This is a genomic window from Vibrio sp. Hal054 (assembly GCF_037162405.1).
GTDB lineage: Bacteria > Pseudomonadota > Gammaproteobacteria > Enterobacterales > Vibrionaceae > Vibrio > Vibrio diazotrophicus.
The window spans coordinates 1221948-1239447 of the sequence record NZ_JARLUT010000001.1 but is presented as its reverse complement, the minus strand read 5'-3'; the positions used below and the strand labels follow the sequence as shown (position 1 = coordinate 1239447).

Below are 17500 nucleotides of genomic sequence, written 5' to 3'. Positions count from 1 at the left end.
TCTGGCCCTAATCACAAACCAAGAGGGTGATCTTTTTAAGCGTCTTATAACTTTACTGAGTACACCATGGATCGACATAACAACGAGAGCTGTGAAAAAGCCAATCTTAAAAAAGCGCTTTTATGGCTCATTGTTGTTGATTATTTTTTACTGGCTACCTTTCTTTTCCAGTTAACCCATTTAACTATCAATAGCGGCACTTCGATAAGTCTTCTACTTGTTTTATACAACGTCATATTGACCGGTCTTTGCTTCATGCAAACCACCAAATACGAAACCTATATCATTTATCCGACTATCACAGCGACGCTGCTGTCGTTCATCTATTTCCTTTACTTCTTCTTTCTGATTTAAGTGAGTTGTAAGCTTTAAAATAAAGCCTCCACAGTTGCGGAAATTTGGTGAAGATTCGGGCATTAGACTATCGTCAATGCAGAGATAGGTTTGCATCATTATCTGTGTATCGGTAAACTTTGCCGCTTTCCTACGCCACCTTAACTAAGCCACTTTACGAGCAGAGCGAATACCATGAAACGAGTTGTTTTATACGTCAAAGACAAATGCCCACATTGCAAAGACGCACAACGATACCTTGATTCTAAAGGGATAAAATACCGCTTATGTAACGCAAAAATGGAACGTGGGCGTAAAGAACTCGACGCTATGGGTGCTCGTAGTGTGCCGGTGCTGAAAATTGGCGATCGTGTAATGATTGGCTGGAACCCGAACAATTTCGACCGTATGTATGGAAAAGGCTAACGCTTACTGTGCATTAAAGACCTAAACGTATTTTTTCACGAACTCTATAAAGGTTCTGTCCGCATTGGACAAGTAACCTTCTTTTCTCCAAGCTAGTGCCAAATCTAAATAGACGGGCGGATTAAACGGTATCGCCCGAATTTCTGATTCGTGGTCAGTCACCAACTCTAGTAACGCGGTAATCGCGTACTCATGTTTCAAAATGCTAAGAATCATGGGCAATAAGTTGGTTTCAAACGATATATTGGCTGTTAGCTTGTGTTCTTTACACGTGTTGTCTATGAAGTCACGGTGGAAATACCCCGGCTTAAACATCACCAGTTCATGGTCAAAAAATTCTTTAAATTCAATTTTTTTCTTCTCGGCAAGCTCGTGTTCTTTACCCACCACAGCAACCATTTGCGAAGACAAAAGAGGGTCAACTTCAAGATCTGGCGGAAGATCGTGATTAAGGATAACGCCAATGTCGAGCTCACCATTGAGCAGCATTTTGCGAATCGACTGAGTACCCGCCTCTACCATGGTCATCTTTAAGTTGGGAAAGTAACTCTTAAATGCCATGATGATTTCGGGAAAGAAGTACGAGCCCATCATACTGGGTGTACCAAGCCGCACTTCTCCCTTCACTAAACCTTTTAGCTCATCTACGGCCAGCTGCGCGTCTTCCAGTTGTCGTAATATCCTTAACGCGTGTTCAAGCAGCACTTCACCTTCATGAGTAAGACTGACCTTTCTTTCATCACGCCTAAATAAAGTGACGCCCAATTGTTGTTCAAACTTCTTAATCGCAATACTTAAGGCCGGTTGAGCAATGTGCAAAGCACTTGCAGCATGGGTGAAGCTTTGATGCTGTGCGACTTCGACAAAATATTTAAGGTGACGAGTTTCCATAATATCAGCGAGCAGTTATCTATAAATTATTTATATCGCGATTATAGTTTTAATATATTTTATTAATTTCTTTTTCACTGATAATTTGTGATCGTCTTCCAGTTTTACTCACCTAATGGTTTGTTGAGAGCACTATGATCGAATTACAAAGTCCGCAGTACAAGAAAGTTACTTTTGCTCTCGCATTTGGCTCATTCCTCGTATTCTGCAATCTCTATCTGTTTCAACCCATGCTTCCCTATATGGCTAAGCACTTTGCGGTATCTGAAACGCAGATCAACTGGCTGTTTGCTGCTTCCACGTTCGCACTTTCCGTCTGTTTAGTGCCTTGGGCTATTACCTCAGAAGCGATAGGACGTCGAAGAGTCATGCTGCTCGGTTTATTCGCAATGCCTTTTATCAGCCTAGTGATGTTAATCAGCGGCGAATTTTGGGTGATGGTTGCAGCAAGAGCACTTCTTGGCGTCGCATTGGCGGCCTTTGCCTCTGTCGCCGTTGCCTATATGGTGGAAGAACTTTCACCTCAAGCATTTAGCAAAGCTATCGGCGGATATATTGCGGCGAATTCATTAGGTGGGATCAGCGGACGTATATTCGGTGGTTTGCTGACCGATGCTTTGGGCTGGCAACAAGCCCTTATTATCGCTGCTATCTTTACTTTGCTGGGTGCGGTTTTGGTTTTAATTCTGTTACCTGTTCAGAAGAATTTCAAACCACAGCGCGGCCTTTTCTTCCACCACAATCGTGCGTTGGTAAAACACCTATCAAACAAAACACTTTGGTTTGCGATGCTCATCGGTGGTGCTAACTTCGCTTTATTCGTCAATCTTTATTCGGTTATGGGTTTCAGACTGGTGAGTGAACCTTATAACCTGCCTATTGGTTTAGCATCACTGATCTTCGTTTGTTACTTGGCTGGCACCTTGAGCTCGAAATTAACCTCCAACTGGAGCAAACGCTTCTCTCCTATTTCAGGTATGGTCGCTGGCGGTTTTATCAGTCTTAGCGGCATGATCGTGGCGATTATCGATTCCATTCCTATGATGCTTATTGGCTTGATGTTGATTAGCTTTGGGGCGTTCTTCACTCATACTCTGGCTTATGCTTGGGTAAGTCAAAAAGCGACCGAAGCAAAAGCGACCGCAACCGCTTTATATCTTTCTCATTATTATATCGGTGGTAGTTTGGGTGGATTCTACTTGCTCTATTTTTGGCAGCACGGTGGATGGGCTATGGTTGCCGCGGCAGGCTTGGTTATCTATGCTTTGATGTTTGTCTTATGTTGGAAACTAAGCCAGACAGCACGCACCCCAATAACAGGGCAATCAGTGGTGCTCAATTCAACCCACTAAACTGTGTTATGCTTGCGGCAAATAATAGCACCGACACAGAAATATGAGCTCAGCAACTGATAATCAAACTATCACTCAACAAGTTAATCAATGGTTGAATGACGTGGTAATAGGGCTAAACCTCTGCCCTTTTGCCGCCAAACCACAACGCAACAAGCAAATTAAAATTTTCGTCAGTGAAGCGGCTAGCGAAGAGAACTTGCTGCAAGATATCCTAGAACAGTTACTAGAATTAGATACCAAAGAGCCCCGCGAGCTTGAAACCACTCTCGTTGTGGTTCCGAATATGCTCAATGACTTTGTTGACTACAACTTTTTTATTGATTGGGTTGAAGCACTGATCAAGCAGCAAGATTGGGAAGGTGTTTTCCAGGTTGCGACTTTCCATCCTGATTACTATTTTGCAGGAACCGATCCAGAAGACGCTGAGAACCTGACTAACCGTTCGCCATACCCAATCTTTCACCTTATTCGTGAAGAGAGCATGGAGAAGGTACTTAAGCACTATCCAAATCCAGAAGATATTCCGGATATCAATATTGAGCGAGTAAGTAACCTCAGCCCAGAAGAACGGAAGAAGTTATTTCCTTATTTGTTTTGATTTGTTCGATAGATATAGAAAGGCCGGAGATATACTCCGGCCTTTTCACATTTAGCTAAAGGGCTAGTCCACTTTTAGAGTGTACTCTTGATTGTTAAACAGAACAGATACGATATCACCCGACACAATGTGCGAGTCCGCACCGAAACTGCCTGCTGAGTGAAAAGCATTGTTCTGGTCAGCAACACTGATGGTCGCGGAACCATCCCCATTAGCGGTAATGGATAATGAAGAACTCTCTGAGTCTAGATAGGCTTGGATTGCATCATGATCACTAGAGCTATCAATATTAAGAAGTTCTGAAATATCAACAATATCTTCTTGGACGTTAAAATCCATAATCGTATCTGAGCTATTTGAGCCTTCTATAACAAATACATCGCTACCGGCTCCACCTGTTAATTGGTCATGCCCGCTGCCGCCAATGAGAACATCATCACCCTCATCACCAAAGAGCTTGTCATCACCGTCACCACCAACAAGAATGTCTTTGCCCAAACCACCATAGAGGTAATCTTGGCCTTGCCCACCATCTAGATAATCACTACCAGATTCTCCCGACAATGAATCATCACCTTGTTGGCCATAAAGCTTGTCATTACCAGATCCGCCTGACAGAGAATCCTGACCTGAGCCGCCATCTAAGATGTCCTTACCACTGCCTCCGAACAAGAGATCATCACCCTCTCCACCTTCCAGCCAGTCATCACCAGCACCACCAAACAAATGGTCTTGAGCACCTAAACCTTCAATATGATCATTAGCTGCGGTACCCACTAGATGATCGTTGTTGCTTGTGCCTACTGAGTCAACGTAATCGGTAACTTCTACGTTATAGCCTGAATAAGTTGGATATGCCTCACTACCAAGCAGGTCATAACCAGAACCATTATTTAGAGAAACCTCCAGGACATACGCTCCACCTTGGTCCCAATAGATAACTTCAATTTGGTGAATACCATTTTCATCAACACTAAAAGTAAATTCTTCAGACCTCACAGACGTGTTCGAATCAAAAGAGGCAACAGTACGCCCATCAATGATGATTCGATAGCCGTCATCTGCATTTACTTTTATTGAATATGTTCCCGCATCTAGCGCAACACCACCAGTAAGACGAACCACAGCATCGTTTGAATCTGTCTTGTTCTTAAACTCTACTGATTGAGCATCATCACCCAACCATGATTCTAGATTCGTGGACTCGTTTCTCGAATCGTAATCACCAAGATCATCCCAGTCCTGCCCAATGTAACTGATTTCAGAAGAAGTAAACGTAGCGTTAGCGTTCTGATGTTCGGTTACGTAGACAGCTTGAGCAATAGTGCCAAGTTGATAACCTACGTTATAGAACTCACCTTTTAATCCAGATGTGAAATCGTTGTCTGTTCCGGTATTTGGTGAAGTAGACGATACGATATCTCCATCTGCATCAACGACATCATAGGTTATCTCAACGGAATCACCCTTTGCCAGTTCAGCAAACTGTCTATAAGACCACTCACCTGTGCTCGAATTAAGTTCTATTTCAAAAACCTTATCGCTATGGCTATCTACCCAGACTTGAGTTTTTACCCCATCCACAACATCAGTAGACCCCAGGGTTACAGGTAAACCATCCGCCGTTTTAATATTTGTATCGGCTACACCTGTTAACGTAATTACACCAGCGCCATCGGCACCAAAATCAGCGGTAATAGTTCCTTCATCGGTCGCAATTACAGGATCGACAATTAAACTTTCAAACGACACAGATTTAATTGAGTAATCACTGTTGTCTGCATAACAACCGTTATCGTTTGTTACCGCTTCAAATCGTACTTCATCGAAACCAGATGCAACATTAAAGCTAGCCGAATAATTGCCATTACTATGAGTAGCAATCAGGTCTTCTTCCTGTACAACTTTGCCATCTAACAAGAAGATGATCTTACCTTTCTCACCCTCATTGGAGTAGAACTCAGCCAAACCTACCTGCATTCCATAGGCGACTTTGTTACCTAACTCCATGACTATCTTTTCTGATTTACCATACTGATAATCAATTTCACCATCAGTTCTGTCGTTAATGATTCCAAAGAATGATGACGATTTGACGCCCATACCACTGTCATTGGAGAAGGTTAACTCTTCATGATGATGAGTTCCAAACAAACCAATTGCATATACAAAGACTGAGTTTCCTGAGTTTGTATCAATAAATGTATACGCATTATTGTTGTGACAACCTGAATCATTTGGTCGTTGAGTAAAGTTGAAGTCTCCCAACGAAACCGTGGTTGTTTCATTATGTTCAACTGCATCGACAACGATATTTACTGGAACGTCTGGAGAATCGTCTTCTATTGTCACTGTAATGGAATCTTTGACTGTATTTGTGCCATCAGAGACTTCTATACCAACATCAAAAGACAAAGTATCTTCTGCTGTTTTATCTGCGTGATCTAATGAACCCAACAAAGTGACAGTGTAGCTGTATGAACTAGGGTTCGAAGAATCCTGAGATAGGCTGATTACCAGTATGGTTTCATTACCAGCTTTACCGACTAGATTTCCATTTTCAGTTGACCATTCAATGACGACATTGTTGGAGTATAAATCCACATTTGGAGCAGTCAGAGAGACCGACAGATCGCTACTATCTGTGTCAACATCACTTACAGCAAATGTACCTTGAGCAATAGAATCGTTAGTTGTGTCAGATGTGCCTTCAGAATCTGGGTTAGCACTCAGAGCAGACAAGCCTTCTTCCGAAACAACCACGTTATCTGCCCCTGAAGAGAAGGTAATTTCTGGGGTTTCGTTAACAGTATCAATACCGTTAATCGTAAGTTGAGCACTTGATGAATCCCCATCGCCATCTTTTACGGTATAAGTGAACACTTCTTCGGCTGTGTTGTTGTTCTCGTAAGTGACTTCAATATTGTCACCTAAGCGATACTTAGTATCAGAATCAGAGGCACCAAATACAACGTAACCAATATCATCACCAGTAACAACAACTGTGTCGTTATCTGTGAAACTAATGATTGCACTCGAATCAACTTTACCTGAGCTGTCGTAAACAGTGATCAATATTGAACCATCTGTACCTTTGGAGTTGCCCTGCTGAACATTTATCAAATCAAAAATAGCTGCGCTAACTGATGAGTTAAATTTAACAATTAAAGACTCACCAACGTCGATTTGACTATCGCCATGATTATTCGATTTGCTAGAAACCCCTAGACCAGAAGTAGATGTAACGTTGTTTTTTAAGCTTTCACTGTATTGGACTATTTTCCCATCGCTATCAATCAAACTTTGTGAAGACTTAGTGCCATAAACTAAAACGACTGAACTATCGGATAGGTCCTTGGGAGCAATACTTATCGTGGAAGGCTTACTTTCAGCAGCAACAAAGGTATAACTACCATTACTATTAATAACTAACGTTCCTGTTTCTGCATCTATCGTAAGAACACCAGATTCAGGCATGCTGTGTTTTTCGCCGTTATAGGTGACGGATGTTACTACAGCATCAGGATCTGTATCAGGTTGAAGATCATTAGTAAGGACATTGCCAACAACAGAATTAGTATCTTCAGCAATCTCGACATAGTCATCTATAGCTGTTATTCCTGTATCAACAACGTCAACCGTAACCGTTGTCCAAGCTGAAGTATCTACACCATCACTTGCTAAATAAGTAAAACTGTCTTGAATCGTCTCTGAATTACTGTGGTCTAAAACTGGAGCGGTATAGGTATATGTACCGTTAGATTGCATAACAACAATACCACCTAAACTAGTCACGATTGTAAAACTGCCATCATCAGGATCCGCAGTTACTTCGCCATTTCCGCTTGAATCTTTTGCTACTCCAACAACAGTTAATGAATCTTTGTCTGCATCCGAATCATTTAGCAATACGCTTTGTTCAACTGATATTGTTGAGCCTTCATTAACCAATGAAACATCAGATTCAGTGACAGGTGAATCATTTTCAGGAGTCACTTTCACTGTAACAGTAGCTGTATCAACACCGCCCTTACCGTCACTTATTGTGTAGGTAAAGCTATCTACACCACTAAAATTACTGTTTGGCTGATAAACAATAGTGCCGTTCACTAAAGTGACCGTACCGTTATGTTGAGAAGTCGCTGAAACCGATGTAATTGAGATCGCATCACCATCTGGGTCAGAGTCATTTGCTAACAATTCAGCGACATCAATCGTTAAAGCTGTGTCCTCAGTTGTCACTAGATCAGCATCTATAACACCAGTTACAACAATATTATCTACCAGTGCACCATAGCTATCACTTTTACCTGAACCGGATAGAATCAAATCTGTACTACCATCTTCCGATATTGGAAAAGTTCCGCTGATATGGTACCAACCATTATTATCTGGTCCCTGGATTGCAACAGAAACTCCATCATGAGATGCACTAACAGTACCGTCAGCAGAAACAAATACTAAAACTGTTCCAACAGCAAATGTCATATTTGAAGACGAATTACCATCATGACGAGGGTTGTAGTCAAACTCTACTCGAACACTGTCTTGTCCAGTGGTATCAATTGTTGTCTTTATTGAAGTATTAACATTAGCATCCAGCTCTGCATAATAGTTGCCATCACTAGCATTAGTTACCACACCATCAGTTTGAATTTCTAAACCACGGCTTGACTGCCATGCACTGGTTGCTTCTAATTCCTCGTTAGACAGAATTGTCCAACGACCGGATGATAACGAAACCATTTCCTCAAAAGATTCAGTAAACAGTACTGTCTCTTGAGAAGATGAGTAGATGTCGTCTACTGCTATAGGCACGTCGTTGGTACCCGTCACAGTGATCGTGATGGTCTTCGGCTCACTCACGCCATTGTCGTTATCGCTCGCCGTGTACGTGAAGCTCACCTCACGACTGTCACCCACCGACAAACTGTCAAAATCGCTGCCCGGCGTGAAGCTGTAACTGCCATCCGGATTGAACACCAAATGACCGTTGCCTTCTCCAACGCCCTCTACCAGTGCGTAGCCGTTGACGTTAATGGTGCCATCCACGTCCGTCGCTTCCGGTACTTGCTCATTCAGTACCGTGTCTTCGTTCGTTGTCTGACTGTCTGCGTACGCCACCGGAATGTCGTTGGTACCCGTCACAGTGATCGTGATGGTCTTCGGCTCACTCACGCCATTGTCGTTATCGCTCGCCGTGTACGTGAAGCTCACCTCACGACTGTCACCCACCGACAAACTGTCAAAATCGCTGCCCGGCGTGAAGCTGTAACTGCCATCCGGATTGAACACCAAATGACCGTTGCCTTCTCCAACGCCCTCTACCAGTGCGTAGCCGTTGACGTTAATGGTGCCATCCACGTCCGTCGCTTCCGGTACTTGCTCATTCAGTACCGTGTCTTCGTTCGTTGTCTGACTGTCTGCGTACGCCACCGGAATGTCGTTGGTGCCCGTCACAGTGATCGTGATGGTCTTCGGCTCACTCACGCCATTGTCGTTATCGCTCGCCGTGTACGTGAAGCTCACCTCACGACTGTCACCCACCGACAAACTGTCAAAATCGCTGCCCGGCGTGAAGCTGTAACTGCCATCCGGATTGAACACCAAATGACCGTTGCCTTCACCAACGCCCTCTACCAGTGCGTAGCCGTTGACGTTAATGGTGCCATCCACGTCCGTCGCTTCCGGTACTTGCTCATTCAGTACCGTGTCTTCGTTCGTTGTCTGACTGTCTGCGTACGCCACCGGAATGTCGTTGGTGCCCGTCACAGTGATCGTGATGGTCTTCGGCTCACTCACGCCATTGTCGTTATCGCTCGCCGTGTACGTGAAGCTCACCTCACGGCTGTCACCCACCGACAAACTGTCAAAATCGCTGCCCGGCGTGAAGCTGTAACTGCCATCCGGATTGAACACCAAATGACCGTTGCCTTCTCCAACGCCCTCTACCAGTGCGTAGCCGTTGACGTTAATGGTGCCATCCACGTCCGTCGCTTCCGGTACTTGCTCATTCAGTACCGTGTCTTCGTTCGTTGTCTGACTGTCTGCGTACGCCACCGGAATGTCGTTGGTACCCGTCACAGTGATCGTGATGGTCTTCGGCTCACTCACGCCATTGTCGTTATCGCTCGCCGTGTACGTGAAGCTCACCTCACGGCTGTCACCCACCGACAAACTGTCAAAATCGCTGCCCGGCGTGAAGCTGTAACTGCCATCCGGATTGAACACCAAATGACCGTTGCCTTCACCAACGCCCTCTACCAGTGCGTAGCCGTTGACGTTAATGGTGCCATCCACGTCCGTCGCTTCCGGTACTTGCTCATTCAGTACCGTGTCTTCGTTCGTTGTCTGACTGTCTGCGTACGCCACCGGAATGTCGTTGGTGCCCGTCACAGTGATCGTGATGGTCTTCGGCTCACTCACGCCATTGTCGTTATCGCTCGCCGTGTACGTGAAGCTCACCTCACGACTGTCACCCACCGACAAACTGTCAAAATCGCTGCCCGGCGTGAAGCTGTAACTGCCATCCGGATTGAACACCAAATGACCGTTGCCTTCTCCAACGCCCTCTACCAGTGCGTAGCCGTTGACGTTAATGGTGCCATCCACGTCCGTCGCTTCCGGTACTTGCTCATTCAGTACCGTGTCTTCGTTCGTTGTCTGACTGTCTGCGTACGCCACCGGAATGTCGTTGGTGCCCGTCACAGTGATCGTGATGGTCTTCGGCTCACTCACGCCATTGTCGTTATCGCTCGCCGTGTACGTGAAGCTCACCTCACGGCTGTCACCCACCGACAAACTGTCAAAATCGCTGCCCGGCGTGAAGCTGTAACTGCCATCCGGATTGAACACCAAATGACCGTTGCCTTCACCAACGCCCTCTACCAGTGCGTAGCCGTTGACGTTAATGGTGCCATCCACGTCCGTCGCTTCCGGTACTTGCTCATTCAGTACCGTGTCTTCGTTCGTTGTCTGACTGTCTGCGTACGCCACCGGAATGTCGTTGGTGCCCGTCACAGTGATCGTGATGGTCTTCGGCTCACTCACGCCATTGTCGTTATCGCTCGCCGTGTACGTGAAGCTCACCTCACGACTGTCACCCACCGACAAACTGTCAAAATCGCTGCCCGGCGTGAAGCTGTAACTGCCATCCGGATTGAACACCAAATGACCGTTGCCTTCTCCAACGCCCTCTACCAGTGCGTAGCCGTTGACGTTAATGGTGCCATCCACGTCCGTCGCTTCCGGTACTTGCTCATTCAGTACCGTGTCTTCGTTCGTTGTCTGACTGTCTGCGTACGCCACCGGAATGTCGTTGGTGCCCGTCACAGTGATCGTGATGGTCTTCGGCTCACTCACGCCATTGTCGTTATCGCTCGCCGTGTACGTGAAGCTCACCTCACGGCTGTCACCCACCGACAAACTGTCAAAATCGCTGCCCGGCGTGAAGCTGTAACTGCCATCCGGATTGAACACCAAATGACCGTTGCCTTCACCAACGCCCTCTACCAGTGCGTAGCCGTTGACGTTAATGGTGCCATCCACGTCCGTCGCTTCCGGTACTTGCTCATTCAGTACCGTGTCTTCGTTCGTTGTCTGACTGTCTGCGTACGCCACCGGAATGTCGTTGGTGCCCGTCACAGTGATCGTGATGGTCTTCGGCTCACTCACGCCATTGTCGTTATCGCTCGCCGTGTACGTGAAGCTCACCTCACGGCTGTCACCCACCGACAAACTGTCAAAATCGCTGCCCGGCGTGAAGCTGTAACTGCCATCCGGATTGAACACCAAATGACCGTTGCCTTCTCCAACGCCCTCTACCAGTGCGTAGCCGTTGACGTTAATGGTGCCATCCACGTCCGTCGCTTCCGGTACTTGCTCATTCAGTACCGTGTCTTCGTTCGTTGTCTGACTGTCTGCGTACGCCACCGGAATGTCGTTGGTGCCCGTCACAGTGATCGTGATGGTCTTCGGCTCACTCACGCCATTGTCGTTATCGCTCGCCGTGTACGTGAAGCTCACCTCACGGCTGTCACCCACCGACAAACTGTCAAAATCGCTGCCCGGCGTGAAGCTGTAACTGCCATCCGGATTGAACACCAAATGACCGTTGCCTTCACCAACGCCCTCTACCAGTGCGTAGCCGTTGACGTTAATGGTGCCATCCACGTCCGTCGCTTCCGGTACTTGCTCATTCAGTACCGTGTCTTCGTTCGTTGTCTGACTGTCTGCGTACGCCACCGGAATGTCGTTGGTACCCGTCACAGTGATCGTGATGGTCTTCGGCTCACTCACGCCATTGTCGTTATCGCTCGCCGTGTACGTGAAGCTCACCTCACGACTGTCACCCACCGACAAACTGTCAAAATCGCTGCCCGGCGTGAAGCTGTAACTGCCATCCGGATTGAACACCAAATGACCGTTGCCTTCACCAACGCCCTCTACCAGTGCGTAGCCGTTGACGTTAATGGTGCCATCCACGTCCGTCGCTTCCGGTACTTGCTCATTCAGTACCGTGTCTTCGTTCGTTGTCTGACTGTCTGCGTACGCCACCGGAATGTCGTTGGTGCCCGTCACAGTGATCGTGATGGTCTTCGGCTCACTCACGCCATTGTCGTTATCGCTCGCCGTGTACGTGAAGCTCACCTCACGACTGTCACCCACCGACAAACTGTCAAAATCGCTGCCCGGCGTGAAGCTGTAACTGCCATCCGGATTGAACACCAAATGACCGTTGCCTTCTCCAACGCCCTCTACCAGTGCGTAGCCGTTGACGTTAATGGTGCCATCCACGTCCGTCGCTTCCGGTACTTGCTCATTCAGTACCGTGTCTTCGTTCGTTGTCTGACTGTCTGCGTACGCCACCGGAATGTCGTTGGTGCCCGTCACAGTGATCGTGATGGTCTTCGGCTCACTCACGCCATTGTCGTTATCGCTCGCCGTGTACGTGAAGCTCACCTCACGGCTGTCACCCACCGACAAACTGTCAAAATCGCTGCCCGGCGTGAAGCTGTAACTGCCATCCGGATTGAACACCAAATGACCGTTGCCTTCACCAACGCCCTCTACCAGTGCGTAGCCGTTGACGTTAATGGTGCCATCCACGTCCGTCGCTTCCGGTACTTGCTCATTCAGTACCGTGTCTTCGTTCGTTGTCTGACTGTCTGCGTACGCCACCGGAATGTCGTTGGTGCCCGTCACAGTGATCGTGATGGTCTTCGGCTCACTCACGCCATTGTCGTTATCGCTCGCCGTGTACGTGAAGCTCACCTCACGGCTGTCACCCACCGACAAACTGTCAAAATCGCTGCCCGGCGTGAAGCTGTAACTGCCATCCGGATTGAACACCAAATGACCGTTGCCTTCACCAACGCCCTCTACCAGTGCGTAGCCGTTGACGTTAATGGTGCCATCCACGTCCGTCGCTTCCGGTACTTGCTCATTCAGTACCGTGTCTTCGTTCGTTGTCTGACTGTCTGCGTACGCCACCGGAATGTCGTTGGTGCCCGTCACAGTGATCGTGATGGTCTTCGGCTCACTCACGCCATTGTCGTTATCGCTCGCCGTGTACGTGAAGCTCACCTCACGGCTGTCACCCACCGACAAACTGTCAAAATCGCTGCCCGGCGTGAAGCTGTAACTGCCATCCGGATTGAACACCAAATGACCGTTGCCTTCACCAACGCCCTCTACCAGTGCGTAGCCGTTGACGTTAATGGTGCCATCCACGTCCGTCGCTTCCGGTACTTGCTCATTCAGTACCGTGTCTTCGTTCGTTGTCTGACTGTCTGCGTACGCCACCGGAATGTCGTTGGTGCCCGTCACAGTGATCGTGATGGTCTTCGGCTCACTCACGCCATTGTCGTTATCGCTCGCCGTGTACGTGAAGCTCACCTCACGGCTGTCACCCACCGACAAACTGTCAAAATCGCTGCCCGGCGTGAAGCTGTAACTGCCATCCGGATTGAACACCAAATGACCGTTGCCTTCACCAACGCCCTCTACCAGTGCGTAGCCGTTGACGTTAATGGTGCCATCCACGTCCGTAGCTTCCGGTACTTGCTCATTCAGTACCGTGTCTTCGTTCGTTGTCTGACTGTCTGCGTACGCCACCGGAATGTCGTTGGTACCCGTCACAGTGATCGTGATGGTCTTCGGCTCACTCACGCCATTGTCGTTATCGCTCGCCGTGTACGTGAAGCTCACCTCACGACTGTCACCCACCGACAAACTGTCAAAATCGCTGCCCGGCGTGAAGCTGTAACTGCCATCCGGATTGAACACCAAATGACCGTTGCCTTCACCAACGCCCTCTACCAGTGCGTAGCCGTTGACGTTAATGGTGCCATCCACGTCCGTCGCTTCCGGTACTTGCTCATTCAGTACCGTGTCTTCGTTCGTTGTCTGACTGTCTGCGTACGCCACCGGAATGTCGTTGGTGCCCGTCACAGTGATCGTGATGGTCTTCGGCTCACTCACGCCATTGTCGTTATCGCTCGCCGTGTACGTGAAGCTCACCTCACGACTGTCACCCACCGACAAACTGTCAAAATCGCTGCCCGGCGTGAAGCTGTAACTGCCATCCGGATTGAACACCAAATGACCGTTGCCTTCTCCAACGCCCTCTACCAGTGCGTAGCCGTTGACGTTAATGGTGCCATCCACGTCCGTCGCTTCCGGTACTTGCTCATTCAGTACCGTGTCTTCGTTCGTTGTCTGACTGTCTGCGTACGCCACCGGAATGTCGTTGGTACCCGTCACAGTGATCGTGATGGTCTTCGGCTCACTCACGCCATTGTCGTTATCGCTCGCCGTGTACGTGAAGCTCACCTCACGGCTGTCACCCACCGACAAACTGTCAAAATCGCTGCCCGGCGTGAAGCTGTAACTGCCATCCGGATTGAACACCAAATGACCGTTGCCTTCACCAACGCCCTCTACCAGTGCGTAGCCGTTGACGTTAATGGTGCCATCCACGTCCGTCGCTTCCGGTACTTGCTCATTCAGTACCGTGTCTTCGTTCGTTGTCTGACTGTCTGCGTACGCCACCGGAATGTCGTTGGTGCCCGTCACAGTGATCGTGATGGTCTTCGGCTCACTCACGCCATTGTCGTTATCGCTCGCCGTGTACGTGAAGCTCACCTCACGGCTGTCACCCACCGACAAACTGTCAAAATCGCTGCCCGGCGTGAAGCTGTAACTGCCATCCGGATTGAACACCAAATGACCGTTGCCTTCACCAACGCCCTCTACCAGTGCGTAGCCGTTGACGTTAATGGTGCCATCCACGTCCGTCGCTTCCGGTACTTGCTCATTCAGTACCGTGTCTTCGTTCGTTGTCTGACTGTCTGCGTACGCCACCGGAATGTCGTTGGTGCCCGTCACAGTGATCGTGATGGTCTTCGGCTCACTCACGCCATTGTCGTTATCGCTCGCCGTGTACGTGAAGCTCACCTCACGGCTGTCACCCACCGACAAACTGTCAAAATCGCTGCCCGGCGTGAAGCTGTAACTGCCATCCGGATTGAACACCAAATGACCGTTGCCTTCTCCAACGCCCTCTACCAGTGCGTAGCCGTTGACGTTAATGGTGCCATCCACGTCCGTCGCTTCCGGTACTTGCTCATTCAGTACCGTGTCTTCGTTCGTTGTCTGACTGTCTGCGTACGCCACCGGAATGTCGTTGGTGCCCGTCACAGTGATCGTGATGGTCTTCGGCTCACTCACGCCATTGTCGTTATCGCTCGCCGTGTACGTGAAGCTCACCTCACGGCTGTCACCCACCGACAAACTGTCAAAATCGCTGCCCGGCGTGAAGCTGTAACTGCCATCCGGATTGAACACCAAATGACCGTTGCCTTCACCAACGCCCTCTACCAGTGCGTAGCCGTTGACGTTAATGGTGCCATCCACGTCCGTCGCTTCCGGTACTTGCTCATTCAGTACCGTGTCTTCGTTCGTTGTCTGACTGTCTGCGTACGCCACCGGAATGTCGTTGGTGCCCGTCACAGTGATCGTGATGGTCTTCGGCTCACTCACGCCATTGTCGTTATCGCTCGCCGTGTACGTGAAGCTCACCTCACGACTGTCACCCACCGACAAACTGTCAAAATCGCTGCCCGGCGTGAAGCTGTAACTGCCATCCGGATTGAACACCAAATGACCGTTGCCTTCTCCAACGCCCTCTACCAGTGCGTAGCCGTTGACGTTAATGGTGCCATCCACGTCCGTCGCTTCCGGTACTTGCTCATTCAGTACCGTGTCTTCGTTCGTTGTCTGACTGTCTGCGTACGCCACCGGAATGTCGTTGGTGCCCGTCACAGTGATCGTGATGGTCTTCGGCTCACTCACGCCATTGTCGTTATCGCTCGCCGTGTACGTGAAGCTCACCTCACGACTGTCACCCACCGACAAACTGTCAAAATCGCTGCCCGGCGTGAAGCTGTAACTGCCATCCGGATTGAACACCAAATGACCGTTGCCTTCACCAACGCCCTCTACCAGTGCGTAGCCGTTGACGTTAATGGTGCCATCCACGTCCGTCGCTTCCGGTACTTGCTCATTCAGTACCGTGTCTTCGTTCGTTGTCTGACTGTCTGCGTACGCCACCGGAATGTCGTTGGTGCCCGTCACAGTGATCGTGATGGTCTTCGGCTCACTCACGCCATTGTCGTTATCGCTCGCCGTGTACGTGAAGCTCACCTCACGACTGTCACCCACCGACAAACTGTCAAAATCGCTGCCCGGCGTGAAGCTGTAACTGCCATCCGGATTGAACACCAAATGACCGTTGCCTTCTCCAACGCCCTCTACCAGTGCGTAGCCGTTGACGTTAATGGTGCCATCCACGTCCGTCGCTTCCGGTACTTGCTCATTCAGTACCGTGTCTTCGTTCGTTGTCTGACTGTCTGCGTACGCTACTGGTGCATCGTTTACTGGATTGACCGTCACCGTAACTTTAGCGGTATCCAAACCACCTTGACCGTCACTAATGGTGTATTCGATGTTCGCTTGGCCGTTGTAGTTTTCCGCTGGAGTGAATACGAGTTTGCCGCCAACGATTTCAACAGATCCTTGTTCTTGAGGAACTGTTGCAGAAACGATGGTTAACGTATCGCCATCTTTGTCTGAGTCGTTGCTTAATACATCAATGGTTACTGAAGTGTCTTCATCTACTGAGATAGTGTCATTTTGGGCTTTTGGATCTGAGTTTCTGTCTGCGGCTTCTGTAATAACATTCGAGTTTGAACGATTAAGATTGATTAAGGCGAGGCTTTGAGTTTGAGAAAAACCTAATGATTCAAATCCAGTTGTACTGAAATTTGTACTAGCAATAATTTCTGAACCCACACGGTCAATGCTCGCACTATCAGTAGGTGCGGAACCATTACTCCCACCCGCAGCAGGAGCTAATTCTTCATCAAGTTGAGTAGGGTCTTGACCTTCTTCTAAGGCTGCAAGTAACTGCGCAACATCATCTGTAACATCTTGAAGCTCATTGTTTTGATCAACGAGTTGAGTAGTAGCTTCATCTCCTCTTTGGATGACAACTGATCCTTCTGGCAATTTTTCGCCAATCGTCGCTATTTTTATATCGCCATTTTTGTCAATCACAATCATTTGATTTACAGCAAGACTTGCGATTGAAAATAAAGAACCTTTTGCCATATAAGCCTCAAAAATACACGTTACAAACAGTTATATATTTAACCGTCTAATATTCGATATAACCCCGAATATTTTGTGGGAAAAATCTGACTTACGATATCATCGTTAAACCGTCTAACAAAGGTGAAAATTGCATCAAAATAACATTTTATTGACATTTCTTATTTTTACGACAAATAATTCCATGAATTAACATCACATTTCATGATAGCCTTTGTGTAAGGTT

The 17500-nt window shown here is 48.2% G+C and carries 6 protein-coding genes; 4 read left to right on the top strand and 2 right to left on the bottom strand.

The genetic code is table 11. The features are described from left to right. The first annotated feature begins 66 nt into the window (after positions 1–66). Complete coding sequence (locus tag P4S58_RS05680; RefSeq protein ID WP_269350531.1) at positions 67–354, top strand: hypothetical protein; 288 nt, start codon at positions 67–69, stop codon at positions 352–354. Between the two features lie 174 nt (positions 355–528). Further along, positions 529–759 (top strand): glutaredoxin family protein, encoded by a 231-nt coding sequence (locus tag P4S58_RS05675; RefSeq protein ID WP_042488833.1) that lies wholly within the window; start codon positions 529–531, stop codon positions 757–759. Positions 760–780: 21 nt separating this feature from the next. On the opposite strand, the gene P4S58_RS05670 is transcribed toward P4S58_RS05675, so the two are convergent. Continuing rightward, entirely contained in the window at positions 781–1650 is an 870-nt protein-coding gene (locus tag P4S58_RS05670; protein WP_337163131.1) for a LysR family transcriptional regulator, read from the bottom strand. 134 nt (positions 1651–1784) lie between these two features. Between P4S58_RS05670 and P4S58_RS05665 the strand changes: the two genes are divergently transcribed. Both P4S58_RS05665 and P4S58_RS05660 read left to right on the top strand, forming a co-directional pair. Then, a complete protein-coding gene (locus tag P4S58_RS05665) occupies positions 1785–3002 on the top strand; it encodes an MFS transporter (RefSeq protein ID WP_337163129.1) in 1218 nt (405 codons plus the stop codon). Positions 3003–3045: 43 nt separating this feature from the next. Then, positions 3046–3603, top strand: coding sequence for a DUF1415 domain-containing protein (locus tag P4S58_RS05660; protein WP_337163127.1), 558 nt, complete (start codon positions 3046–3048; stop codon positions 3601–3603). A gap of 63 nt (positions 3604–3666) precedes the next feature. Here P4S58_RS05660 and P4S58_RS05655 read toward each other — a convergent pair whose 3' ends face one another. Next, positions 3667–17274, bottom strand: a complete 13608-nt coding sequence (locus tag P4S58_RS05655) for a tandem-95 repeat protein (protein ID WP_337163125.1) — start codon at positions 17272–17274, stop codon at positions 3667–3669. Between the last annotated feature and the right edge of the window lie 226 nt (positions 17275–17500).